The following is an 18,404-nucleotide window of genomic DNA, read 5'->3' as shown; positions in this document are numbered from 1 at the left end:
GCTACGCGGTCTTCCCCTGCTTTTCGAGCAGCCGGCATTAAACCCGGCAACCACATCTGCTAGCGTGCCCCAATGAACATGCACATGCCGACCGATAACGACGCCCCGGACACGATGGCGCCGGCGCCCGCAGTGGGCGGCGTCACGCCGATGATGGAGCAGTATATCGAGATCAAAGCGGCGAACCCGGATTCGCTCCTGTTCTACCGCATGGGCGATTTCTACGAGCTGTTCTTCGACGATGCCGAGAAGGCAAGCCGCGCGCTCGGCATCGTGCTGACCCGGCGCGGCAAACACCAGGGCCACGACATTCCGATGTGCGGCGTGCCGGTGCATGCGGCGGATGACTATCTGCAGAAGCTGATCGCGCAAGGCTTCCGCGTCGCCGTCTGCGAGCAGACCGAGGACCCGGCGGAGGCCAAGAAGCGCGGCTCGAAATCGGTGGTGCGGCGCGACGTGGTGCGGCTGGTGACGCCCGGCACCATCACCGAGGACAAGTTGCTGGCGCCTTCCGAATCGAGCTTCCTGATGGCGCTCGGACGCGTGAAAGGTGTGGCGGAGCATGCCTTCGCGCTGGCCTGGGTCGAGATCTCGACCGGGGTCTTCCGCGTCGCCGAGACCACCGCCGACCGGCTGCTCGCCGACATCTTCCGCGTCGACCCGCGCGAGCTGATCGTCGCCGAGCCGGTGTTTTACGACCCCGAGCTGAAGCCGCTGTTCGACGTCATCGGCCGCGTCGCCAGCCCGCAGCCGCCGTCGCTGTTCGATTCGGCCTCGGCGGCGGGACGCATCGCACGCTTCTTCGCGGTGGCGACGCCGGACAGTTTCGGGACGTTTTCGCGCGCCGAGCTGTCGGCCATCTCAGGCACCATCGCCTATGTCGAGAAGACGCAGAAGGCCGAGCGGCCGCCGCTGTCGCGACCGGAGCGCGAGGAGAGCGGCTCGACGCTGTTCATCGACCCGGCGACGCGCGCCAATCTTGAGCTCTTACGCACGCTGTCGGGCAGCCGCGACGGCTCGCTGTTCAAGGCGATCGACCGCACGGTGACCGGCGGCGGCGCGAGGCTCTTGGCCGACCGGCTGATGGCGCCGCTGACCGATCCGGCGGCGATCGGCGCCAGGCTCGATTCCGTGTCGTTCTTCCGCGCCGAGACGCGGCTCTGCCAGGCGGCGCGGACAAGCCTGAAGAGCGTCGCCGACATGCCGCGCGCGTTGTCCAGGCTGGCGCTCAATCGCGGTGGTCCGCGCGATCTCGGCGCGTTGCGCGCCGGCTTCGAGGCGGCCGACGCAATCGTGCATCTGTTTGCGGCGACCACCCTGCCGCGGGAACTTGCGGCGGCGCTGGCCTCGATCAAGGCCTTGCCGCGCGATCTGCGCGACCATCTCAGCCAGGCGCTGGACGAGGAATTGCCGCTGTTGAAGCGCGACGGCGGCTTCGTGCGGTCGAGTTACAATGCCGAGCTCGACGAGATGCGGGCGCTGCGTGACGAGTCGCGCAAAGTGATCGCCGGGCTGGAGCGCTCGCTGATCGAGGAGACCGGCATCCGCTCGCTGAAAATCCGGCACAACAACGTGCTCGGCTACTACATCGAGGTCACCGCCAATCACCATGCAGCGATGACCGGCAGCGACGAGGCCAAGGGGCGCTTCATCCACCGCCAGACCATGGCCAACGCCATGCGCTTCACCACGACGGAGCTGGCCGAGCTGGAATCGAAGATCGCCAACGCCGCCGACCGGGCGCTGAGCATCGAGCTCGCCGCCTTCGACCGGCTGACGGCCGAGGTTGTCGGCGAAGCCGACAGCATCCGCGCCGGCGCCGAGGCGCTTGCCGCGCTCGACGTGTCGGCCGCCCTTGCGCTGCTTTCGGAAAGCGAGGCCTGGTGCCGGCCGGAAGTCGATTCCAGCCTCGCCTTCGAGATCGAAGGCGGCCGGCATCCGGTGGTCGAGCAGGCGCTGCGGCGATCGGGCGAAGGCCCGTTCGTCGCCAACGACTGCGACCTTTCGCCGGAAGGCGGCGCCAAGGCCGGCGCCATCTGGCTGCTGACCGGTCCCAACATGGGCGGCAAGTCGACCTTCCTGCGGCAGAACGCGCTGATCGCCATCCTTGCCCAGACCGGCTCCTTCGTGCCGGCCGAGCGCGCCCACATCGGCGTCGTCGACCGGCTGTTCTCGCGCGTCGGCGCCTCCGACGACCTGGCGCGCGGCCGCTCGACCTTCATGGTCGAGATGGTCGAGACGGCGGCGATCCTCAACCAGGCGGGCGAGCGGGCGCTGGTCATCCTCGACGAGATCGGCCGCGGCACGGCGACCTTCGACGGCCTGTCGATCGCCTGGGCGGCAGTCGAATATCTGCACGAGAAGAACCGCTGCCGGGCGATATTCGCCACCCATTTCCACGAGATGACGGCGCTGGCCGGCAAGCTCCCGCGCCTCTCCAATGTCACCATGCGGGTCAAGGAATGGGAAGGCGAGGTGGTGTTCCTGCACGAGGTCGGCAAGGGCGCGGCGGACCGTTCCTACGGCGTGCAGGTGGCGCGGCTCGCCGGCCTGCCGGAAGCCGTGGTCGCCCGCGCCAAGGAGGTGCTGCACCAGCTTGAGGAAGGCGAGGTTTCGGGCAAGGCCAACCGGCTGGTCGACGACCTGCCGCTGTTTTCGGTGGCGGTGAAGCGGGAGGCGCCGAAGCCGGTGAAGAACGACGCGCTCGGCGCCGCGCTCGGCGACATCAACCCCGACGAGATGACGCCGCGCGAGGCGTTGGAAGCGCTATACCGGCTGAAAGGATTGATCGGCAGTTAGCGCGAGAAGTCTACGCTCAAAGAGATTTTTGACGGCCGCCCGCCTTGGTGATTTAATATATCTTCACAAGAAGACATGAGCGCTCTTACGTTCTTTTCCGAGAGGATGTGCGTTCTCGCGACCTCATCCGCCAGATACATGAAAAGGATGTGATCCTCGCTATCACTGTTTTCATTTACGATACTTATCGAGGCATAATTCGTATTTCTTATGTCGTATAGATTTTCTGTTTTTATAAAATTGTATCCGTATCTTTTGAAGATCGACCTGATAACTTGTTTCAGCACAGCAGCGCTCCAGACAGACAGTCAGGCAGGCAGGCAAATTTGGTCCTCATCCGAGTCGGCGTGCAAAAACCCTCGACGAGAGGCGACAAAGCCATAGCACGCTATTCGACTTGACGTCATTGTACCGGTCGGTACAATCTCTCATCGAAATTGCCCAATGGAACACCGCCATGAGCCGTCCGCCGCTGCCGCCCTTTACCGCCGAAACCGCCGCACAGAAGGCGCGCATGGCCGAAGACGCCTGGAACAGCCGCGACCCCGAACGGGTCTCGCTCGCCTATACTGAGGACAGTACCTGGCGCAATCGCGCCGAGTTTGTTTCAGGCCGCAGCGAGATCGTCGGTTTCCTCACCCGCAAATGGGCGCGCGAACTCGACTATAGGCTGATCAAGGAGGTCTGGACCTGGAACGAGAACCGCATTGCGGTGCGCTTTGCCTATGAATGGCGCGACGACAGCGGCCACTGGTTCCGCTCCTACGGCAATGAGAATTGGGAGTTCGACGCGGCCGGGCTGATGCGCCGGCGCGTCGCCAGCATCAATGACCTGCCAATCACCGAGGCCGAGCGCAAATATCACTGGCCGCTCGGCCGCCGGCCCGACGATCATCCGGGCCTGACCGAACTTGGCTTGTAAGGCGCCTATGCGCAGGATCGCGCCCGAGCGCGCCGATCTGCCCTCCATCATCGGCGAGGTCTTTCGCGAGCACGGCTATGAAGGGGCGAGCCTGGCGCTGATCGGCGCGGCGACGGGATTGGGTAAGGGCAGCCTCTATCACTTCTTTCCCGGCGGCAAGGAGGAGATGGCGAGAGCCGTCATTGCCCATATCGACGGCTGGTTCGAGGACAATGTCTTTGCGCCTTTGCGCGACAACGCCGATCCGCGGGCCGGGATCGAGCACATGTTCGAGGCGACGGACAGCTTCTTCCGCTCGGGGCGCCGGGTTTGCCTCATCGGCGCCTTCGCGCTGGATGATTCGCGCGACCTGTTTTCCGGCCAAATAAGGGACTATTTCGGCCGCTGGGTCGCGCGTCTCGCCGAAGCGCTGACGCGATCCGGGTATCGACCGGGCGAGGCCAGCGAGCTGGCCGAGGAAGCAGTCGCCGTCATCCAGGGTGCGCTCACGCTTGCCCGCGCCGCCAACGACCTCGATATATTTTCAAGGGCATTGCGGCGAGTGCGCATGCGGCTTGAGCCTCCGGCCAAGATCTAGCCGGAACCCCTACAAAGGCTCGAAGCGGAAGGCTGTCTCGGTTCGAAAAATCCGACCGACGCCCGGTGAATCGAGATGCGCTCCCGCCACGCACCAGGCATTGTCGGCGGCAAGGGCAAAGATATGCAGCCGGCTCGCCCGCGCCTGCGCCTGGTCGGCGTCGAATTCCCATGCGACCTCCGGCCGATCGAACTGAAGCGACGGCACATGCACGAGGTCGCCCCAAACCAACAATGTTCCGCCGTCGCTCGTGACACGAAAACATGTGTGACCAATTTCGTGGCCTGGCGCCGCGACCGCCTCGACATTCGCGCTCAGGCGCTGCCCGGGGTCCAAAGGTTCTGCTCGATCATGGAAGCCGCTCAACCTCGCTACCGACCGGAACATGTCGAGCTCGGCTCGAGGCACGAGCAGGCGGGTGAGTTGCGGGAAACTGTCCCGGCCATCCGGACGGACGATCCCGTGGATATGATCGAGATGGGTGTGGGTGAAAGCGACCGTCCGAACTCGGCCAATGGCGATCCTCGCCTCGCTCAGCGCCTGCGGAAGAAGCCCCATCGTCGGGTGCCAGGCGTTCGAGGACCCCGTGTCGATCAGCATGACGTCTTGGCCGTCGTCGATCGCAAAGGCATTGACCGACAATCTCAGCGCGCCGTCGAAGAGCGGCACCTGCGACGGGAGATCGTCGCCAAAGGGCTCGTCTCCCGGATGGCGCAGTCGGCGGATCGGCATGTCGACATAGCCGTCGCGCAACGACGTGACGCTAATGCCCCCGATCTTGTACGTCGTGTGATGCGGCCCGGCTGAGATTCGTTCCAACGCTTGCTCTCTTTACCACGATTGCGAATGCAGATTTCGCTCAAATCATCTCCAGCCCGCGCTTGCGCGTCGGCGGCGGGAAGGCGCGGTCGAGATCGGCGAAATCCTCGGGCGTCAGCTTGATATCAAGCGCGGAGGCGTTCTGGCGAACATGCTCCTGCCGACTAGCCTTCGGAATGGCGATGACGCCTTCCTGTGCCATCACCCAGGCGAGGGCGATCTGCGCGGCCGTCACGTTGTGGCGGGCGGCGATGGCTTCCAGCCTGGCATTGCGCGCCAGCGCGCCCTGCTCGACCGGCGAATAGGCCATCAGCGGAATGCCGCGCTCTCGGCTCCAGGGCGCGAGATCGAACTCAGGGCCACGGCGCGAGAGATTGTAGAGCACCTGGTTGGTCTGGACGTTGCCGCCGTCCCGCAGGCCGACCAGTTCCTCCATCTCATCCGTGTCGAAATTGCTGACGCCCCAATGGCGGATCTTGCCGGCCGCCTTCAGTGCCTCGAAGGCCTCGACGGTCTCGGTCAGCGGCACGCTGCCCGGCCAGTGCAGCAGATAGAGGTCGATGCGGTCGGTGGCGAGGCGCTTGAGGCTGTTCTCGCAGGCCCGCCGGACGCCGGCGCGCGAGGCGTTGGAGGGCAGCACCTTCGAGACCAGGAAGGTCTCGTCGCGGCGCCCGGCAATCGCCTCGGCCACCACCTCCTCGGCGCCGCCGCTGGCATACATTTCGGCGGTATCGATCAGCGTCATGCCGAGATCCAGCCCGAGCCGCAGGGCCTTCACCTCGTCGGCGCGGCGACGGGCGTCCTCGCCCATCTTCCAGGTGCCCTGGCCGAGCACAGGCAAGGGTTCGCCCGAGGGCAGCGTGGTGGTTCTGACGGTAGATGCCATGGCAGGCTCTCATTGACGGCGGGATCGCATCACAGGCGAAGCAAGAAATCCAGTCCCAAGCCCCGCCCGGACTTCCGGCGTGCTAAATCTAGTCCGCCTGATGGGCCGCGAGCCAGGCCCGCATCTCCTTGATCTCGGCCTCCTGCGCCTTGATGACCGCTTCGGCCATCTTGCGGATTTCCGGGTCCTTGCCGTTGGCCAATTCCACCTTGGCCATGTCGATCGCGCCCTGATGATGCGGGATCATGCCGCGGACGAAGTCGACATCCGGATTGCCGGAATAGACATTTGCCATCATGTCGGCATGCATCTTGTCCATCGCCGCCTTGTAGCCGGCGGTCGATGGGCTCTCCGCGCCCATCGCCATGCCGGACATGTCGTGCTTCATCTCCTGCGATTGCGCCGGAACGCTTTCGAGGAAGACGGCGAGCAGCATTCCGGCCGCCATCAAGAGCAGCACAATCTTCTTGGCCAAGGTCATCCATGATCTCCTGTTGATGGACTGTCGTATTTGGGGGCTTCGCTCAGAGTTTCAACGTTCTGAGGCGCAAGGCGTTGCCGATGACCGAGACCGAGGACAGGCTCATCGCCGCCGCGGCCAGCATCGGCGACAAAAGCGTGCCGGTGAGCGGATAGAGGACGCCGGCAGCTATCGGCACGCCGAGCACGTTGTAGAGGAATGCGAAGAACAGGTTCTGGCGAATGTTGCGGATCGTCGCCCGGGCCAGCGTACGGGCCCTGACGATGCCGTTGAGGTCGCCCTTGACCAGGGTGATGCCGGCGCTCTCGACCGCGACATCGGCGCCTGTGCCCATAGCGATGCCGACATCGGCGGCGGCCAGCGCCGGCGCGTCGTTGACGCCGTCGCCGGCCATGGCGACGCCGGCGCCCTTGGCGCGCAGTTCCTCGACCAGCGCTCCCTTCTGCTCGGGCAGCAGGCCGGCGCGCACCTCGTCGATGCCAAGCTTGCCGGCGATGGCGCGCGCCGTGCGCTCATTGTCGCCAGTCGCCATGATGATCCGCAAGCCGCTGTCGTGCAGCGCGCCGATCGCCGCAGCCGTTGTCGGCTTGACCGGGTCGGCGACGGCGACGAGGCCGGCGAGCACGCCGCCGACGGCGACGAACATCGCCGTCTTGCCCTCGCCCCGCAGCGCGTCCGCCTGCGCCGAAATCGAGACCGTGTCGACGCCGAGGTCGGCCATCATCGCCGCATTGCCGAGCGCGACCTTGCTGCCGGCCACCGTGCCGGACACACCCTTGCCGGTGACCGCCTCGAAATCGCCGGCATCGGCGACCGTCACGCCGCGTTCGACCGCGCCCTCGACGATCGCCTCGGCGAGCGGATGCTCCGAACCCTTCTCAAGCGCGGCGGCCAGCGCCAGCAGTTCGTTTTCCGCGATGCCCCCGGCGGCGAAGACGTCGGTGAGCTTTGGCCGACCCTCGGTCAAAGTGCCGGTCTTGTCGACGATCAGCGTATCGACCGAAGCGAAGCGCTCGAGCGCTGCCGCCTCCTTGATCAGCACGCCGGCATGGGCGCCGCGCCCGGTCGCGGTCATGATCGACATCGGCGTCGCCAACCCCAGCGCGCAGGGACAGGCGATGATCAGCACCGACACCGCCGAGACGATGGCGAAGATCAGGCTTGGCTGTGGGCCGAGGATCGCCCAGGCGGCGAAAGCGGCGAGCGCGACCAGCACAACGGCCGGCACGAAATAGAAGGAAACGCGGTCGGCCAGGCCCTGGATCGGCGCCCGCGAGCGCTGCGCCTTGGCGACCAGTTCGACGATGCGCGACAGCGTCGTCTCGGCGCCGATGCGCTCGGCGCGCATGACCAGCGAGCCGTTCTTGTTGAGCGTGCCGCCGGTCAGGACGTCGCCCCCGGTCTTCTCGACCGGCAGCGGCTCGCCGGTGATCATCGATTCGTCGATGGCCGAGCGTCCCTCGAGCACGACACCGTCGACCGGAACGGCATCGCCGGGACGGATGCGCAGCCGGTCGCCGGCCTTGACCGTGTCGAGCGGCACGTCGCTTTCGGAGCCATCAGCGCCGATCAGCCGCGCCGTCTTCGGCGCTAGGTCGAGCAAGGCGCGGATGGCCGAGCCGGTGCGCTCGCGGGCCCTGAGCTCCAGCACCTGGCCGAGGAAGACCAGCGCGACGATGACGGCGGCGGCCTCGAAATAGACCGGCACGGCGCCGCCATGGCCGCGGAACTGGTGCGGGAAGATGTCCGGGAACAGCGTGGCCGCGATGCTGTAGAGATAGGCCGCGCCGACGCCGAGCGAGATCAGCGTCCACATGTTGGGACTGCGGTTGAGGATCGACTCCCAGCCGCGATGGAAGAAGGGAAAGGCCGCCCACAGCACGACCGGGCTCGCCAGCGCCAGCTCGGCCCATGTCTTTGTCCGGTCGTCGATGAGGCTGTCGAAGCTTAGGCCGAGCATCGGCGCCATGGCGATGACGAGCAGCGGCAGGGACAGCACCGCGCTGACCCAGAAGCGCCGCGTGAAATCGACCAGTTCGGGGTTCGGCCCTTCCTCGCCGGTCGGCACGCCCATCGGCTCCAGCGCCATGCCGCAGATCGGGCAGGCGCCCGGCTTGTCGCGGATGATCTCGGGATGCATCGGACAGGTGTATTGCGTGCCCTTCGGCATCGGCTGTGGTGCCGGCCGGTCGCCGAGATAATGGGCCGGCGCGGCCTCGAACTTGCCCTTGCAGCCGGCCGAGCAGAAATAGAAACCCTGGCCCTCATGGCGGACGAAGTGCCTGGCGCTGGCGCGATCGACGCTCATGCCGCAGACCGGATCGGTGGCGGTCAGGTATTTTTCCGGCTCGGCGACGAATTTGGCGCGGCAGCCCTCGCTGCAGAAATGACGGATGTGGCCACCATGCTCGGCCGTCGGCTTGCCGGCGGCCGGATCGACCGTCATGCCGCAGACCGGATCGCGAACGACCGCCTCCGCGACAGGCGCGGCGGCCTTGGCGGAGCAGCAGCCGCCGGTATGCGCGTGGTGTTCATGGTCGGAATGGGCCATCTGGAATGCCTCTGATGTCTTGATCTGAGGCCGAGGTAGGGCTTCCAGTAACTGGAAGGTCAAGGGTCGGCCGCAATTTTTCTCGCCAGGCGCATTGTCGGACGGTAAAGGCAGGGCAGATCATGCGGTGTCGTGACAGGGGCTCCCCATACCCAGCACCGCGAAAACGCGCTATAGACGCCGCCCGAAAGGCGAGGCCGACCTCAGCATATGGCAAAAATCTCCCTGAAACTCGACGAGCTGATCGACGGCGTGATGCTGCGCGGCGACATGACGAAGCTGACCGCGGCCCATGCCGGCGACGGTTCCGGTCAGGCGACGCGCGGCGCCGTTCTGCAGCTGCTCAAGGCTCGGCTGGCCGATGGCCGCAAGATCGCGGAAGCCATGCTGAGGGAGGATGGCGGCGGCACCGCCTGCGCTGCCCGGCTGTCGCATCTCATGGACGAGATCATCCGGGCGCTCTACGATTTCGCCGCGACCCACGTCTATCGCGTTAAGAACCGCTCCGCGGCCGAGCGCATGGCGGTGGTGGCGGTCGGCGGCTACGGCCGCGGCACGCTGGCGCCTGGCTCCGACATCGACCTTCTGTTCCTGCTGCCCTACAAGCAGACGCCCTGGGGCGAGCAGATCGTCGAATACATGCTCTACATGCTGTGGGATCTCGGGCTGAAAGTCGGCCATGCGACGCGCAACATCGACGAGTGCCTGAGGCTGTCGCGCACCGACGTCACCATCCGCACCTCGATCCTGGAGGCGCGCTTCCTGTGGGGCGAACAGAAGCTCTATGACGAGCTTTTGACGCGCTTCGACCATGAGGTGGTGCGCACCACCGGGCCCGAATATGTGCAGGCCAAGCTTGCCGAACGCGACGATCGCCACGCCAAGGCCGGCGAAAGCCGCTATCTGGTCGAACCCAACGTCAAGGACGGCAAGGGCGGGCTGCGCGACCTGCAGACCCTGTTCTGGATCGGCAAATATTTCTACCGGGTGCGCACCGGCGAGGAACTGGTCGAGAAGGCCGTCTTCACCGAGGCCGAATACCGGGAATTCCTCAAGGCCGAGGACTTTCTCTGGGCGGTGCGCTGCCACATGCACTTCCTCACCGGCAAGGCCGAGGAGCGGCTGCATTTCGACATCCAGCGCGAGATCGCCGAGCGGCTCGGCTACACCAGCCATCCCGGCCTGTCGGCGGTCGAGCGCTTCATGAAGCACTACTTCCTCGTCGCCAAGGATGTCGGCGACCTCACCCGCATCTTCTGCGCCGCGCTCGAGGAAGAGCAGGCCAAGCACGTGCCTGGCTTCAACCGCATCTTCCTCACCTTCCAGCGTCGCAAGCGCAAGCTGGCCGGCACGTCCGATTTCATCGTTGACAATCACCGCATCAACGTCGCCGACGACATGGTGTTCGAGCGCGACCCGGTCAATCTGCTCAGGCTGTTCTGGTTCGCCGACAAGCATGGGCTGGAGTTCCACCCCGACGCGCTGAAGCTACTCACCCGTTCGCTCGGCCTCATCGGCAAGGCGCTGAGGCGCGACGAGGAGGCCAACCGGCTGTTCCTCGACATTTTGACCTCAGACCGCTACGCCGAGCTCAATCTCAGGCGCATGAACGAGGCGGGGCTGCTGAGCAAGCTGATCCCGGACTTCGGCAAGATCGTCGCCATGATGCAGTTCTCGATGTACCACCACTATACGGTGGACGAGCACCTCATCCGCTGCATCGGCGTGTTGGCCGAGATCGAGCGCGGCGACGGCGAGAAGGTGCACCCGCTGTCGCATTCGCTGATGCCGGGGCTGAAGAAGAGCCGCGAGGCGCTCTATGTCGCCGTGCTCCTGCACGACGTCGCCAAGGGGCGGCCGGAGGATCATTCGGAAGCCGGCGCCCGCATCGCGCGGCGCATCTGCCCGCATATGGGGCTGTCGGCCGCCGACACCGAGACGGTGGCCTGGCTGGTCGAGAACCATCTCGTGATGTCGATGACGGCGCAGACGCGCGACCTCAACGACCGCAAGACGATCGAGGATTTCGCCTCGATCGTGCAGTCGGTCGAGCGGCTGAAGCTGCTGTTGATCCTCACCGTCTGCGATATCAGGGGTGTCGGGCCGGGCGTCTGGAACGGCTGGAAGGGGCAGTTGCTGCGCACGCTCTATTACGAAACCGAGCTGCTCTTGACCGGCGGCTTCTCCGAAGTGTCGCGCGCCGAGCGCACTTCCGCGGCGCGCGAGCGGCTGGCCGAGGCGCTGGCCAACTGGCCGGCAAAGGAGCGCAAGCGCTATGTCGCCCAGCACTACGAGAACTACCTGCTGACCGTCGATCTCGCCGACCAGCTGCGCCATGCCGAGTTCGTCCGCGAGGCGGACGCCGCCGACAAGAAGCTCGCGACCATGGTCAAGACGCATGAGTTCGAGGCGGTGACCGAGATCACCGTCCTGGCGCAGGACCATCCACGCCTGCTGTCGGTGATCGCCGGCGCGTGCGCCGCCGCCGGCGGCAACATCGTCGATGCGCAGATCTTCACCACCTCGGACGGCCGGGCGCTGGACACGATCCTGATTTCGAGGGAATTCGACCTCGACGAGGACGAGCGCCGGCGCGCCGAACGGGTCGGCCGGCTGATCGAGGACGTGCTGTCGGGCAAGACCTGGCTGCCGGAAATGATCGAGAAGCGCACCAAGCCCAAGCGCGGCGCCAAGGTCTTCCGCATTCCGCCGCGCGCCGAGATCCGCAACACGCTGTCGAACCGCTTCTCGGTGATCGAGATCGAGGGGCTCGACCGGCCCGGCCTGCTCTCCGAGATCACCGGGGCGCTGTCCGATCTGTCGCTCGACATCGCATCGGCGCACATCACCACCTTCGGCGAGAAGGTCATCGATACCTTCTATGTCACCGACCTCACGGGACAGAAGATCGACAGCCCGACGCGCATGGCCACCATCCACAAGCGGCTGATCGAGACCCTGGACGGCACCGCGCCGGAGCGCGGCGGCAAGGCCAGGGCGGCGGCCGAGTGACCATCACTTTGTCCCAATCGCACAGGCAGTCTCCCCGCGCATGAGCCTTGTCAAGAAATTCGCCACGGTCGCCTCCGGCACGCTGATGAGCCGCGCGCTCGGCTTCGGCCGCGAGATGCTGATGGCGGCGGCGCTGGGCACCGGGCCGATCGCCGACGCCTTCAACGCCGCCTTCCAGTTCCCCAACACCTTCCGCCGGCTGTTCGCCGAGGGCGCCTTCAACGCGGCCTTCGTGCCGCTGTTCGCCAAGGAGATCGAGACGCATGGCACCGAGGGCGCCAAGCGCTTCTCCGAGGAAGTGTTCGGCGTGCTGTTCACGGCACTGCTGGCGTTGACGATCGCAATGGAGTTCGCGATGCCGCTGATCGTGCGCTACCTGGTGGCGCCGGGCTTTGCCGACACGCCGGGCAAGTTCGAGACGACGGTCACGCTTGCGACCATCATGTTCCCGTATCTCATCTGCATGTCGCTCGGCGCCATGATGGCCGGCATGCTGAATTCGCTGCGCCGTTATTTCGCCGCGGCGGTGGCGCCGGTCTTCCTCAACATCATCCTGATCGGCGTGCTCGGATACGCCTGGTACAATGGGCTGGATGCGCACGACGTCGGCTTCGGCCTGTCCTGGGGCGTGCTGGCGGCGGGGGTGGTGCAACTCGCCATCGTCTGGGTGGCGGTGCGCCATGCCGGCATCTCGATCGGCTTCCGCAGGCCGAAGATGACGCCGAGCGTCAAGCGGCTGTTGATCCTGGCGCTGCCGGCGGCGATCACAGGCGGCATCACCCAGATCAACCAGCTGATCGGCACGGCGATCGCCTCGGCGCAGGACAGCGCCGTTTCCTCTCTGGCCTATGCCGACCGCATCTACCAATTGCCGCTCGGCGTCGTCGGCGTGGCGGTGGCGATCGTGCTGTTGCCGGAACTGTCGCGGGCGTTGAAGTCGGGCAACCTGATCGAGGCGGCCAACCTGCAAAACCGCTCGGTCGAGTTCACGCTGTTCATGACCTTGCCGGCGGCGGCCGCGTTGTGGGTGATGTCGGAGCCGATCGTGCGGCTGGTCTACGAGCGCGGCGCCTTCGCCGCCAACCATTCGACGCCGATCGTGGCCTCGATCCTGGCGATCTTCGGTCTCGGCCTGCCGGCCTTCGTGCTGATCAAGGCCTTCACCCCCGGCTACTTCGCGCGCGAGGACACGCGCACGCCGATGATGTTCGCCGCCATCTCGGTCGGCGTGAATGTCGCCACCGCGCTGTCGCTGTTTCCGTCGATGGGCGCGCCGGGCATCGCGGTGGCGTCGGCCGTGGCCGGCTGGGTCAACGCACTGATGCTGCTTGCCGTGCTGATCCGGCGCGGCCATTGGGGCCGCGACATCCCGCTGTTGAAGCGCATTCCGAGGCTGGTGCTGTCCGCCGGGATCATGGCGACCGCGCTTTACTTCGCGGAGCGGCATTTTGCGACGCAGATCGGACCCGGCTCACCGCTGGTCGTGAAAGCAACGACGGTGCTTGCACTGGTCGCCGGGGGTGCTGCGCTCTATTTCATCGCCGCCTTCGCGACCGGCGGCGCCGATTTCGGCATGATCCGCAGGAATGTGAAGCGCGGCGAGGCAAAGGCAGCGCCGCCGGTTACGGAACAGTCTCCAGATCCGTGAGCCTGAATTCGTCGGCCGTGGAAAGCATCGGAACGGCGTAGTGGCGTGCGCAAGCGTAGTGGAAACAGTCCGCCAGGTTCAGTCGGATGGCGTTGTTGCGAAACCGCGACGCGGCCTCGATGGATAGCGATGCCGCGTCCAGCGCCGGCGGCAGCTCGCGCAAGGCAATTGCGCGCTCTTCAAGAAAACGGGTCACAATCTCAGCGCTTCTGGCAACCGGTATTGCCAGCTTTTCCGGCCGGGATAGGGCCATTGAGGCTTCCCAGACAGCGATTGCGGAGGTGAATGGAGCCGAGGCGTCCACGACCGCCTGCGCGCAGCGTTCGGCCTCAGCTTCATTGCTCAGCATCGCAACGATAGCGGCTGCATCGACGAACATCAGTCCTCGCCGGACAGTTCATCATAGACCGAGCGGGGCAACGGCCTGCGCGCCTGCTCGCCCAACTCAATTCCAAACTCGGCCCTCAGCCGGGCTGCCGTCTCCAACGGCGTCTCGCGGTTGCGCCGCCGTTCGAGGGCTTCGCGCATGGCGATCACGATGGCCTCGGTGATGCCGACGCCCTCAGCTTTGGCGAAGGCGCGGGTTAGCCTGTCGGCTTCCTTGTTGTTGATATTGATGGTCATGACTACATTCTTTCGTGTAGCTTGAAACATGTAGCCACCGCATGCCAATGTCAATAGCCCGTTAATCGGCACGTTGGGTGCCTCTTGATCGGATGCCGGGCTTCGTCCATAAGCGCGCCCGTCGAAAGACTTTCGCCGCGCGCGAAACGGCCCTCCACAAGCCAATGAGGAAAAAATGTCAGCCTTCAAGCCACTCGTCTTTTCCGGCGTCCAGCCGACCGGCAACCTGCATCTCGGCAACTATCTCGGCGCCATCAAGAAATTCGTCGCGCTGCAGGACCAGTCCGACTGCATCTATTGCGTCGTCGACCTGCATTCGCTGACGGCGCAGCTCGTCCATGACGACCTTGCCGACCAGACCCGCTCGATCACCGCCGCCTTCCTCGCCTCCGGCATCGACCCCAAGAAGCACATCGTCTTCAACCAGTCGCGGGTGATGCAGCACGCCGAGCTCGCCTGGATCTTCAATTGCGTGGCGCGCATCGGCTGGATGAACAAGATGACGCAGTTCAAGGACAAGGCCGGCAAGGACCGCGAGAACGCCTCCCTCGGCCTTCTCGCCTATCCAAGCCTGATGGCCGCCGACATCCTGCTCTACCGCGCCACCCATGTGCCGGTGGGCGAGGACCAGAAGCAGCACCTCGAGCTGACCCGCGACATCGCCCAGAAATTCAACAATGACTTCTCCGACCGCATCGCCGCACTTGGCGTCGGCGTCGAGATGCAGGTCGGCGAGGAGACGGTGAACGGCTATTTCCCGATCACCGAACCGGTGATCGGCGGACCGGCGGCGCGCATCATGAGCCTGCGCGACGGGTCGAAGAAGATGTCCAAGTCGGACCCGTCTGACCTGTCACGCATCAACCTGACCGACGATGCCGACACCATCTCGAAGAAGATCCGCAAGGCCAAGACCGATCCCGAAGCCTTGCCGGGCGAGGTCGACGGGCTGGCCAGCCGTCCCGAGGCGGAAAACCTGGTCGGCATCTATGCCGGGCTTGCCGAAATCTCGAAGGCCGACGTGCTGAAGGAGTTCGGCGGCCAGCAGTTCTCGGTGTTCAAGCCGGCGCTGGCCGACCTCGCGGTGGAGAAGCTGGCGCCGATCGCCGGCGAGATGCGCCGCATCGAGGGCGACCGCGCCTATGTCGATGCGGTGCTGAAGGACGGCGGCGAGCGCGCCGGCGCGCTGGCGGAATCGACGATGCGGACGGTGCGCGACATCATCGGCCTGTTGCAGGACTGATCGATCCAATCTCGTCGATCGCTACCGCCATGAAGGCCGGCGGCTTGCCGCCGGTCCTTGGCGGTGGCAGATTGCGGCCGAATTGATACCGAGCAGACAGACATGGTCTCCAAACGTCTCAGCCGTGAAGTTGGCCACCGCCGCAAGTTCCTGGCGATCATCGACGACACGCCGGAATGCGAGCGCGCCGTCGCCTATGCCTCGAAGCGGGCGCAGAGCACCAGCGGCGTGCTGGTGCTGCTCTATGTCATCGAGCCGGACGATTTCCAGCACTGGCTGGGGGTCGAGAAGATCATGCGCGAGGAGGCGAACGCCACGGCGCGCGCCGCGCTCGATACCTACGCCAACAAGGTGCGCCAGAAGCTCGGCATCGAGCCGGAACTGGTGGTGCGCGAGGGCAAGCCGACCGAAGAGATCCATAAGCTGATCGAGGAAGACCAGGACATCGCCATCCTGGTGCTGGCGGCGGGCGCCGGCAAGGAAGGCCCCGGGCCGCTGGTCAGCGCCGTGGCCGGCAGGGGGGCCGCCTTCCCCATCCCGGTCACCGTGGTGCCGCAGAATCTGTCGGATGAGGAAATCGACAGCCTCGCTTGAGGCGTGCCGATATTCAGGTCAGGCCGACACGCCTCGCCCCATGTACCGGAGGCTTGGCAAAAACATTCCGCCAGCCAGCCGTTGCGGCGACGCGTTTCGCTTGAATGTCCCGCCGATAGCGCCTATTTAGAACCATTCCAAACTATCCGCCCGAAACGGGCATGGAGACCGCCATGTTCATCCAGACCGAATCGACGCCGAACCCGGCAACGCTGAAGTTTTTGCCTGGCAAGGAAGTGCTGCGCGAAGGCACCGCCGATTTCCGCGACGCCGACAGTGCGGCGAGCGCCTCGCCGCTGGCCGGCCGGCTGTTCGAGATCCCCGGCGTCACCGGCGTCTTCTTCGGCTACGACTTCATCACCGTGACCAAGGACGGTCCCGACTGGCAGCACTTGAAGCCGGCGATCCTCGGCGCCATCATGGAGCATTTCATGTCTGGCGCGCCGGTCATGACCAAGGCCGGCCCGGCGGCCGAGACCAGCGAGACCGGCGAATTCTACGACAAGGCCGACGAGGAACTGGTCGTCACCATCAAGGAGCTGCTCGACACCAGGGTGCGCCCGGCGGTTGCCCAGGACGGCGGCGACATCACCTTCCGCGGCTTCGAGAACGGCACCGTGTTCCTGCACATGAAGGGCGCCTGCGCCGGCTGCCCGTCGTCGACGGCGACGCTGAAGCACGGCATCCAGAACCTGCTTCGTCACTTCGTCCCCGAGGTGCAGCAGGTCGAGCAGGTCGCTTAAGCGTAAGCTCTTCCGTCAGCAGGCAACAAAAAACCGGGCCGAATTGCCCGGTTTTCTGTTTTGGGACGTCCATTTGTTGCCTAGACGGTCCGCGTACTCAACTTTTCAGGTGAGCCATGACCCCCGAATACGGGGATCGTGGTCCCTACATCACGATGACCTTGGCGCCGACAGAGGTGCGGTTGTAGAGGTCGATGATGTCCTGGTTCATCAGCCGGATGCAGCCCGACGACATCGCCTTGCCGATCGAATTCCATTCCGGGCTGCCATGCAGGCGGTAGCCCATGTCGCCGCCCTTGTTGAACAGGTACATGGCGCGGGCGCCAAGCGGGTTCTTCAGGCCCGGATCCATGCCGCCAGCGAATTTGGCGAGTTCCGGCTGGCGCTTGATCATCTGCGAGGGCGGCGTCCAGGTCGGCCATTCGCGCTTCAGCGCGATGCGCGCTGTGCCGTGCCACTCGAAGCCTTCACGGCCGACGCCGATGCCGTAGCGGATCGCCAGCCCGTCACTCTCGACGAAGTAGAGGAACTTGTTCTGGGTATCGACGATGATCGTGCCCGGCTTTTCCCTGGTGTCGTACTCCACTTCCTGTCGGTGGAAGCGCGACGGAACCTTCTCGATCGGGATGCGCGGCAACTGATAACCCGCATCGGTGACCGCGCCATAGTCGTTGGTGAACAGTCGCGCGCCGATGGTGCTGCAACCACTGATCGCGGTCGACATCGCCAAAGCAGCGACGATTGCAAGAGACTTCAAGCGCATGAATAGGTCCGATGCCCAGCCCGTTGATCGCGGCACGAGTCGGCCGCTTTTCCTGAAATCATTCATGCTGGCATTTCTTTTGCTTGCCAAGCGCGCCATGCCTATATGCAGGACCTTACCTGCCGGTAGATGCACAACTGCGTCTTTTCGGCAACAGGGCTCACAGGATTGTGAAGCAAAATCAATGGGGCCTCCGACTGGGGTCCGGATTGAGGAGAGCGCCATGAATGTCGGAGACGCCGCCGAGCGGTCCGGCCTGCCGGCCAAGACCATCCGCTACTACGAAGAGATCGGCCTGATCCGGCCGGCGCGGGCCGAGAACGGCTACCGCGACTATTCTGGCGACGATATCCACCGGCTGGCCTTCCTGCGCCGCGCCCGCAATCTCGGCTTCTCCATCGACGACTGCCGCCAACTGATGGCGCTCTACCAGGACCGCGACCGCGCCAGCCACGACGTGCGCGAAATCGCCGCCGCCCATGTCAGGGCGATCGAGGAGAAGGTGCGCGAGCTGCAATCGATGCGCGCCACCTTGCAGACGCTGGTCCACGCCTGTCACGGCGACCACCGCCCGGACTGCCCGATCCTGGACGACATGGCGGGCTTGACCGTGGACGGCGAGCACAGCAAAACGGCGAACTGATCGCCGCAGCCACGACAGGATCGCCCGCTGCGGCAAGGCGGTGAACCCGCGTCATTCCTTAGAGGGGAAGACGCGGGCCAGGTTGCCACCTGTTGCAAT

The 18,404-nt window shown here is 65.3% G+C and carries 16 protein-coding genes; 9 read left to right on the top strand and 7 right to left on the bottom strand.

Annotated features, from left to right (window positions below; all coding sequences use genetic code 11):
• The first annotated feature begins 84 nt into the window (after window positions 1-84).
• From mutS to EN786_RS21340, 3 genes are all read left to right on the top strand, one after another.
• Window positions 85-2,799 (top strand): DNA mismatch repair protein MutS, encoded by a 2,715-nt coding sequence (mutS, locus tag EN786_RS21350; RefSeq protein ID WP_245478281.1) that lies wholly within the window; start codon window positions 85-87, stop codon window positions 2,797-2,799.
• A gap of 457 nt (window positions 2,800-3,256) precedes the next feature.
• A complete protein-coding gene (locus EN786_RS21345) occupies window positions 3,257-3,721 on the top strand; it encodes a nuclear transport factor 2 family protein (protein ID WP_127391416.1) in 465 nt (154 codons plus the stop codon).
• A 7-nt stretch (window positions 3,722-3,728) separates the two neighbouring features.
• Entirely contained in the window at window positions 3,729-4,298 is a 570-nt protein-coding gene (locus tag EN786_RS21340; RefSeq protein WP_127283984.1) for a TetR/AcrR family transcriptional regulator, read from the top strand.
• 9 nt (window positions 4,299-4,307) lie between these two features.
• Here EN786_RS21340 and EN786_RS21335 read toward each other — a convergent pair whose 3' ends face one another.
• From EN786_RS21335 to EN786_RS21320, 4 genes are all read right to left on the bottom strand, one after another.
• Complete coding sequence (locus EN786_RS21335; RefSeq protein WP_245494511.1) at window positions 4,308-5,051, bottom strand: MBL fold metallo-hydrolase; 744 nt, start codon at window positions 5,049-5,051, stop codon at window positions 4,308-4,310.
• Between the two features lie 106 nt (window positions 5,052-5,157).
• Window positions 5,158-6,003, bottom strand: coding sequence for an aldo/keto reductase (locus EN786_RS21330; RefSeq protein ID WP_127283982.1), 846 nt, complete (start codon window positions 6,001-6,003; stop codon window positions 5,158-5,160).
• Window positions 6,004-6,091: 88 nt separating this feature from the next.
• Window positions 6,092-6,484 carry a DUF305 domain-containing protein gene (locus EN786_RS21325; protein WP_127283981.1) on the bottom strand — a complete coding sequence of 131 codons (393 nt, stop codon included), beginning with the start codon at window positions 6,482-6,484 and terminating at the stop codon, window positions 6,092-6,094.
• Between the two features lie 43 nt (window positions 6,485-6,527).
• Entirely contained in the window at window positions 6,528-9,035 is a 2,508-nt protein-coding gene (locus tag EN786_RS21320; RefSeq protein WP_127283980.1) for a heavy metal translocating P-type ATPase, read from the bottom strand.
• 210 nt (window positions 9,036-9,245) lie between these two features.
• On the opposite strand from EN786_RS21320, the gene EN786_RS21315 reads away from it, so the two are divergent.
• Both EN786_RS21315 and murJ read left to right on the top strand, forming a co-directional pair.
• Window positions 9,246-12,047, top strand: coding sequence for a [protein-PII] uridylyltransferase (locus EN786_RS21315; RefSeq protein ID WP_127283979.1), 2,802 nt, complete (start codon window positions 9,246-9,248; stop codon window positions 12,045-12,047).
• Between the two features lie 40 nt (window positions 12,048-12,087).
• Entirely contained in the window at window positions 12,088-13,695 is a 1,608-nt protein-coding gene (murJ, locus tag EN786_RS21310; RefSeq protein ID WP_127283978.1) for a murein biosynthesis integral membrane protein MurJ, read from the top strand.
• Here the strand turns inward: murJ and EN786_RS21305 are convergent.
• Together EN786_RS21305 and EN786_RS21300 are read right to left on the bottom strand one after the other, a co-directional pair.
• Window positions 13,670-14,074, bottom strand: coding sequence for a type II toxin-antitoxin system VapC family toxin (locus tag EN786_RS21305; RefSeq protein WP_127283977.1), 405 nt, complete (start codon window positions 14,072-14,074; stop codon window positions 13,670-13,672). The two genes, murJ and EN786_RS21305, sit on opposite strands and share 26 nt — an antisense overlap.
• Window positions 14,074-14,319: a type II toxin-antitoxin system VapB family antitoxin gene (locus tag EN786_RS21300; RefSeq protein WP_127283976.1), complete on the bottom strand. Its 246-nt coding sequence runs from the start codon at window positions 14,317-14,319 to the stop codon at window positions 14,074-14,076. The genes EN786_RS21305 and EN786_RS21300 overlap by 1 nt, the downstream gene beginning before the upstream one ends.
• 175 nt (window positions 14,320-14,494) lie before the next feature.
• Here EN786_RS21300 and trpS point away from each other — a divergent pair, with 175 nt between their 5' ends.
• The 3 genes from trpS (at window position 14,495) to EN786_RS21285 (ending at window position 16,899) form a co-directional block, all read left to right on the top strand.
• Window positions 14,495-15,562: a tryptophan--tRNA ligase gene (gene trpS / locus EN786_RS21295; RefSeq protein WP_127283975.1), complete on the top strand. Its 1,068-nt coding sequence runs from the start codon at window positions 14,495-14,497 to the stop codon at window positions 15,560-15,562.
• A gap of 102 nt (window positions 15,563-15,664) precedes the next feature.
• Window positions 15,665-16,156, top strand: coding sequence for a universal stress protein (locus EN786_RS21290; protein WP_127283974.1), 492 nt, complete (start codon window positions 15,665-15,667; stop codon window positions 16,154-16,156).
• A 173-nt stretch (window positions 16,157-16,329) separates the two neighbouring features.
• A complete protein-coding gene (locus EN786_RS21285; protein ID WP_127283973.1) occupies window positions 16,330-16,899 on the top strand; it encodes a NifU family protein in 570 nt (189 codons plus the stop codon).
• A gap of 145 nt (window positions 16,900-17,044) precedes the next feature.
• Here EN786_RS21285 and EN786_RS21280 read toward each other — a convergent pair whose 3' ends face one another.
• Window positions 17,045-17,662: a L,D-transpeptidase gene (locus EN786_RS21280; protein ID WP_127283972.1), complete on the bottom strand. Its 618-nt coding sequence runs from the start codon at window positions 17,660-17,662 to the stop codon at window positions 17,045-17,047.
• 223 nt (window positions 17,663-17,885) lie between these two features.
• On the opposite strand from EN786_RS21280, the gene cueR reads away from it, so the two are divergent.
• Window positions 17,886-18,305: a Cu(I)-responsive transcriptional regulator gene (gene cueR, locus EN786_RS21275; RefSeq protein WP_127283971.1), complete on the top strand. Its 420-nt coding sequence runs from the start codon at window positions 17,886-17,888 to the stop codon at window positions 18,303-18,305.
• Window positions 18,306-18,404 lie beyond the last annotated feature (99 nt).

It is taken from the genome of Mesorhizobium sp. M4B.F.Ca.ET.143.01.1.1 (assembly GCF_004792275.1).
GTDB classification, from domain to species: Bacteria; Pseudomonadota; Alphaproteobacteria; order Rhizobiales; family Rhizobiaceae; genus Mesorhizobium; species Mesorhizobium abyssinicae.
The sequence above is the reverse complement of the archived record's forward strand: the minus strand, read 5'-3'. Positions and strand labels throughout refer to the sequence as shown.

Excerpts from the sequence above, each read along its gene's own strand:
- EN786_RS21345 (WP_127391416.1), top strand. The coding sequence starts at position 3,257 with ATGAGCCGTCCGCCGCTGCCGCCCTTTACCGCCGAAACCGCCGCACAG.
- EN786_RS21330 (WP_127283982.1), bottom strand. The coding sequence starts at position 6,003 with ATGGCATCTACCGTCAGAACCACCACGCTGCCCTCGGGCGAACCCTTG.
- EN786_RS21325 (WP_127283981.1), bottom strand. The coding sequence starts at position 6,484 with ATGACCTTGGCCAAGAAGATTGTGCTGCTCTTGATGGCGGCCGGAATG.
- trpS (WP_127283975.1), top strand. The coding sequence starts at position 14,495 with ATGTCAGCCTTCAAGCCACTCGTCTTTTCCGGCGTCCAGCCGACCGGC.
- EN786_RS21300 (WP_127283976.1), bottom strand. The coding sequence starts at position 14,319 with ATGACCATCAATATCAACAACAAGGAAGCCGACAGGCTAACCCGCGCC.
- EN786_RS21315 (WP_127283979.1), top strand. The coding sequence starts at position 9,246 with ATGGCAAAAATCTCCCTGAAACTCGACGAGCTGATCGACGGCGTGATG.
- EN786_RS21320 (WP_127283980.1), bottom strand. The coding sequence starts at position 9,035 with ATGGCCCATTCCGACCATGAACACCACGCGCATACCGGCGGCTGCTGC.
- EN786_RS21290 (WP_127283974.1), top strand. The coding sequence starts at position 15,665 with ATGGTCTCCAAACGTCTCAGCCGTGAAGTTGGCCACCGCCGCAAGTTC.
- EN786_RS21340 (WP_127283984.1), top strand. The coding sequence starts at position 3,729 with ATGCGCAGGATCGCGCCCGAGCGCGCCGATCTGCCCTCCATCATCGGC.
- mutS (WP_245478281.1), top strand. The coding sequence starts at position 85 with ATGCCGACCGATAACGACGCCCCGGACACGATGGCGCCGGCGCCCGCA.
- EN786_RS21305 (WP_127283977.1), bottom strand. The coding sequence starts at position 14,074 with ATGTTCGTCGATGCAGCCGCTATCGTTGCGATGCTGAGCAATGAAGCT.
- EN786_RS21285 (WP_127283973.1), top strand. The coding sequence starts at position 16,330 with ATGTTCATCCAGACCGAATCGACGCCGAACCCGGCAACGCTGAAGTTT.
- EN786_RS21280 (WP_127283972.1), bottom strand. The coding sequence starts at position 17,662 with ATGCGCTTGAAGTCTCTTGCAATCGTCGCTGCTTTGGCGATGTCGACC.
- cueR (WP_127283971.1), top strand. The coding sequence starts at position 17,886 with ATGAATGTCGGAGACGCCGCCGAGCGGTCCGGCCTGCCGGCCAAGACC.
- murJ (WP_127283978.1), top strand. The coding sequence starts at position 12,088 with ATGAGCCTTGTCAAGAAATTCGCCACGGTCGCCTCCGGCACGCTGATG.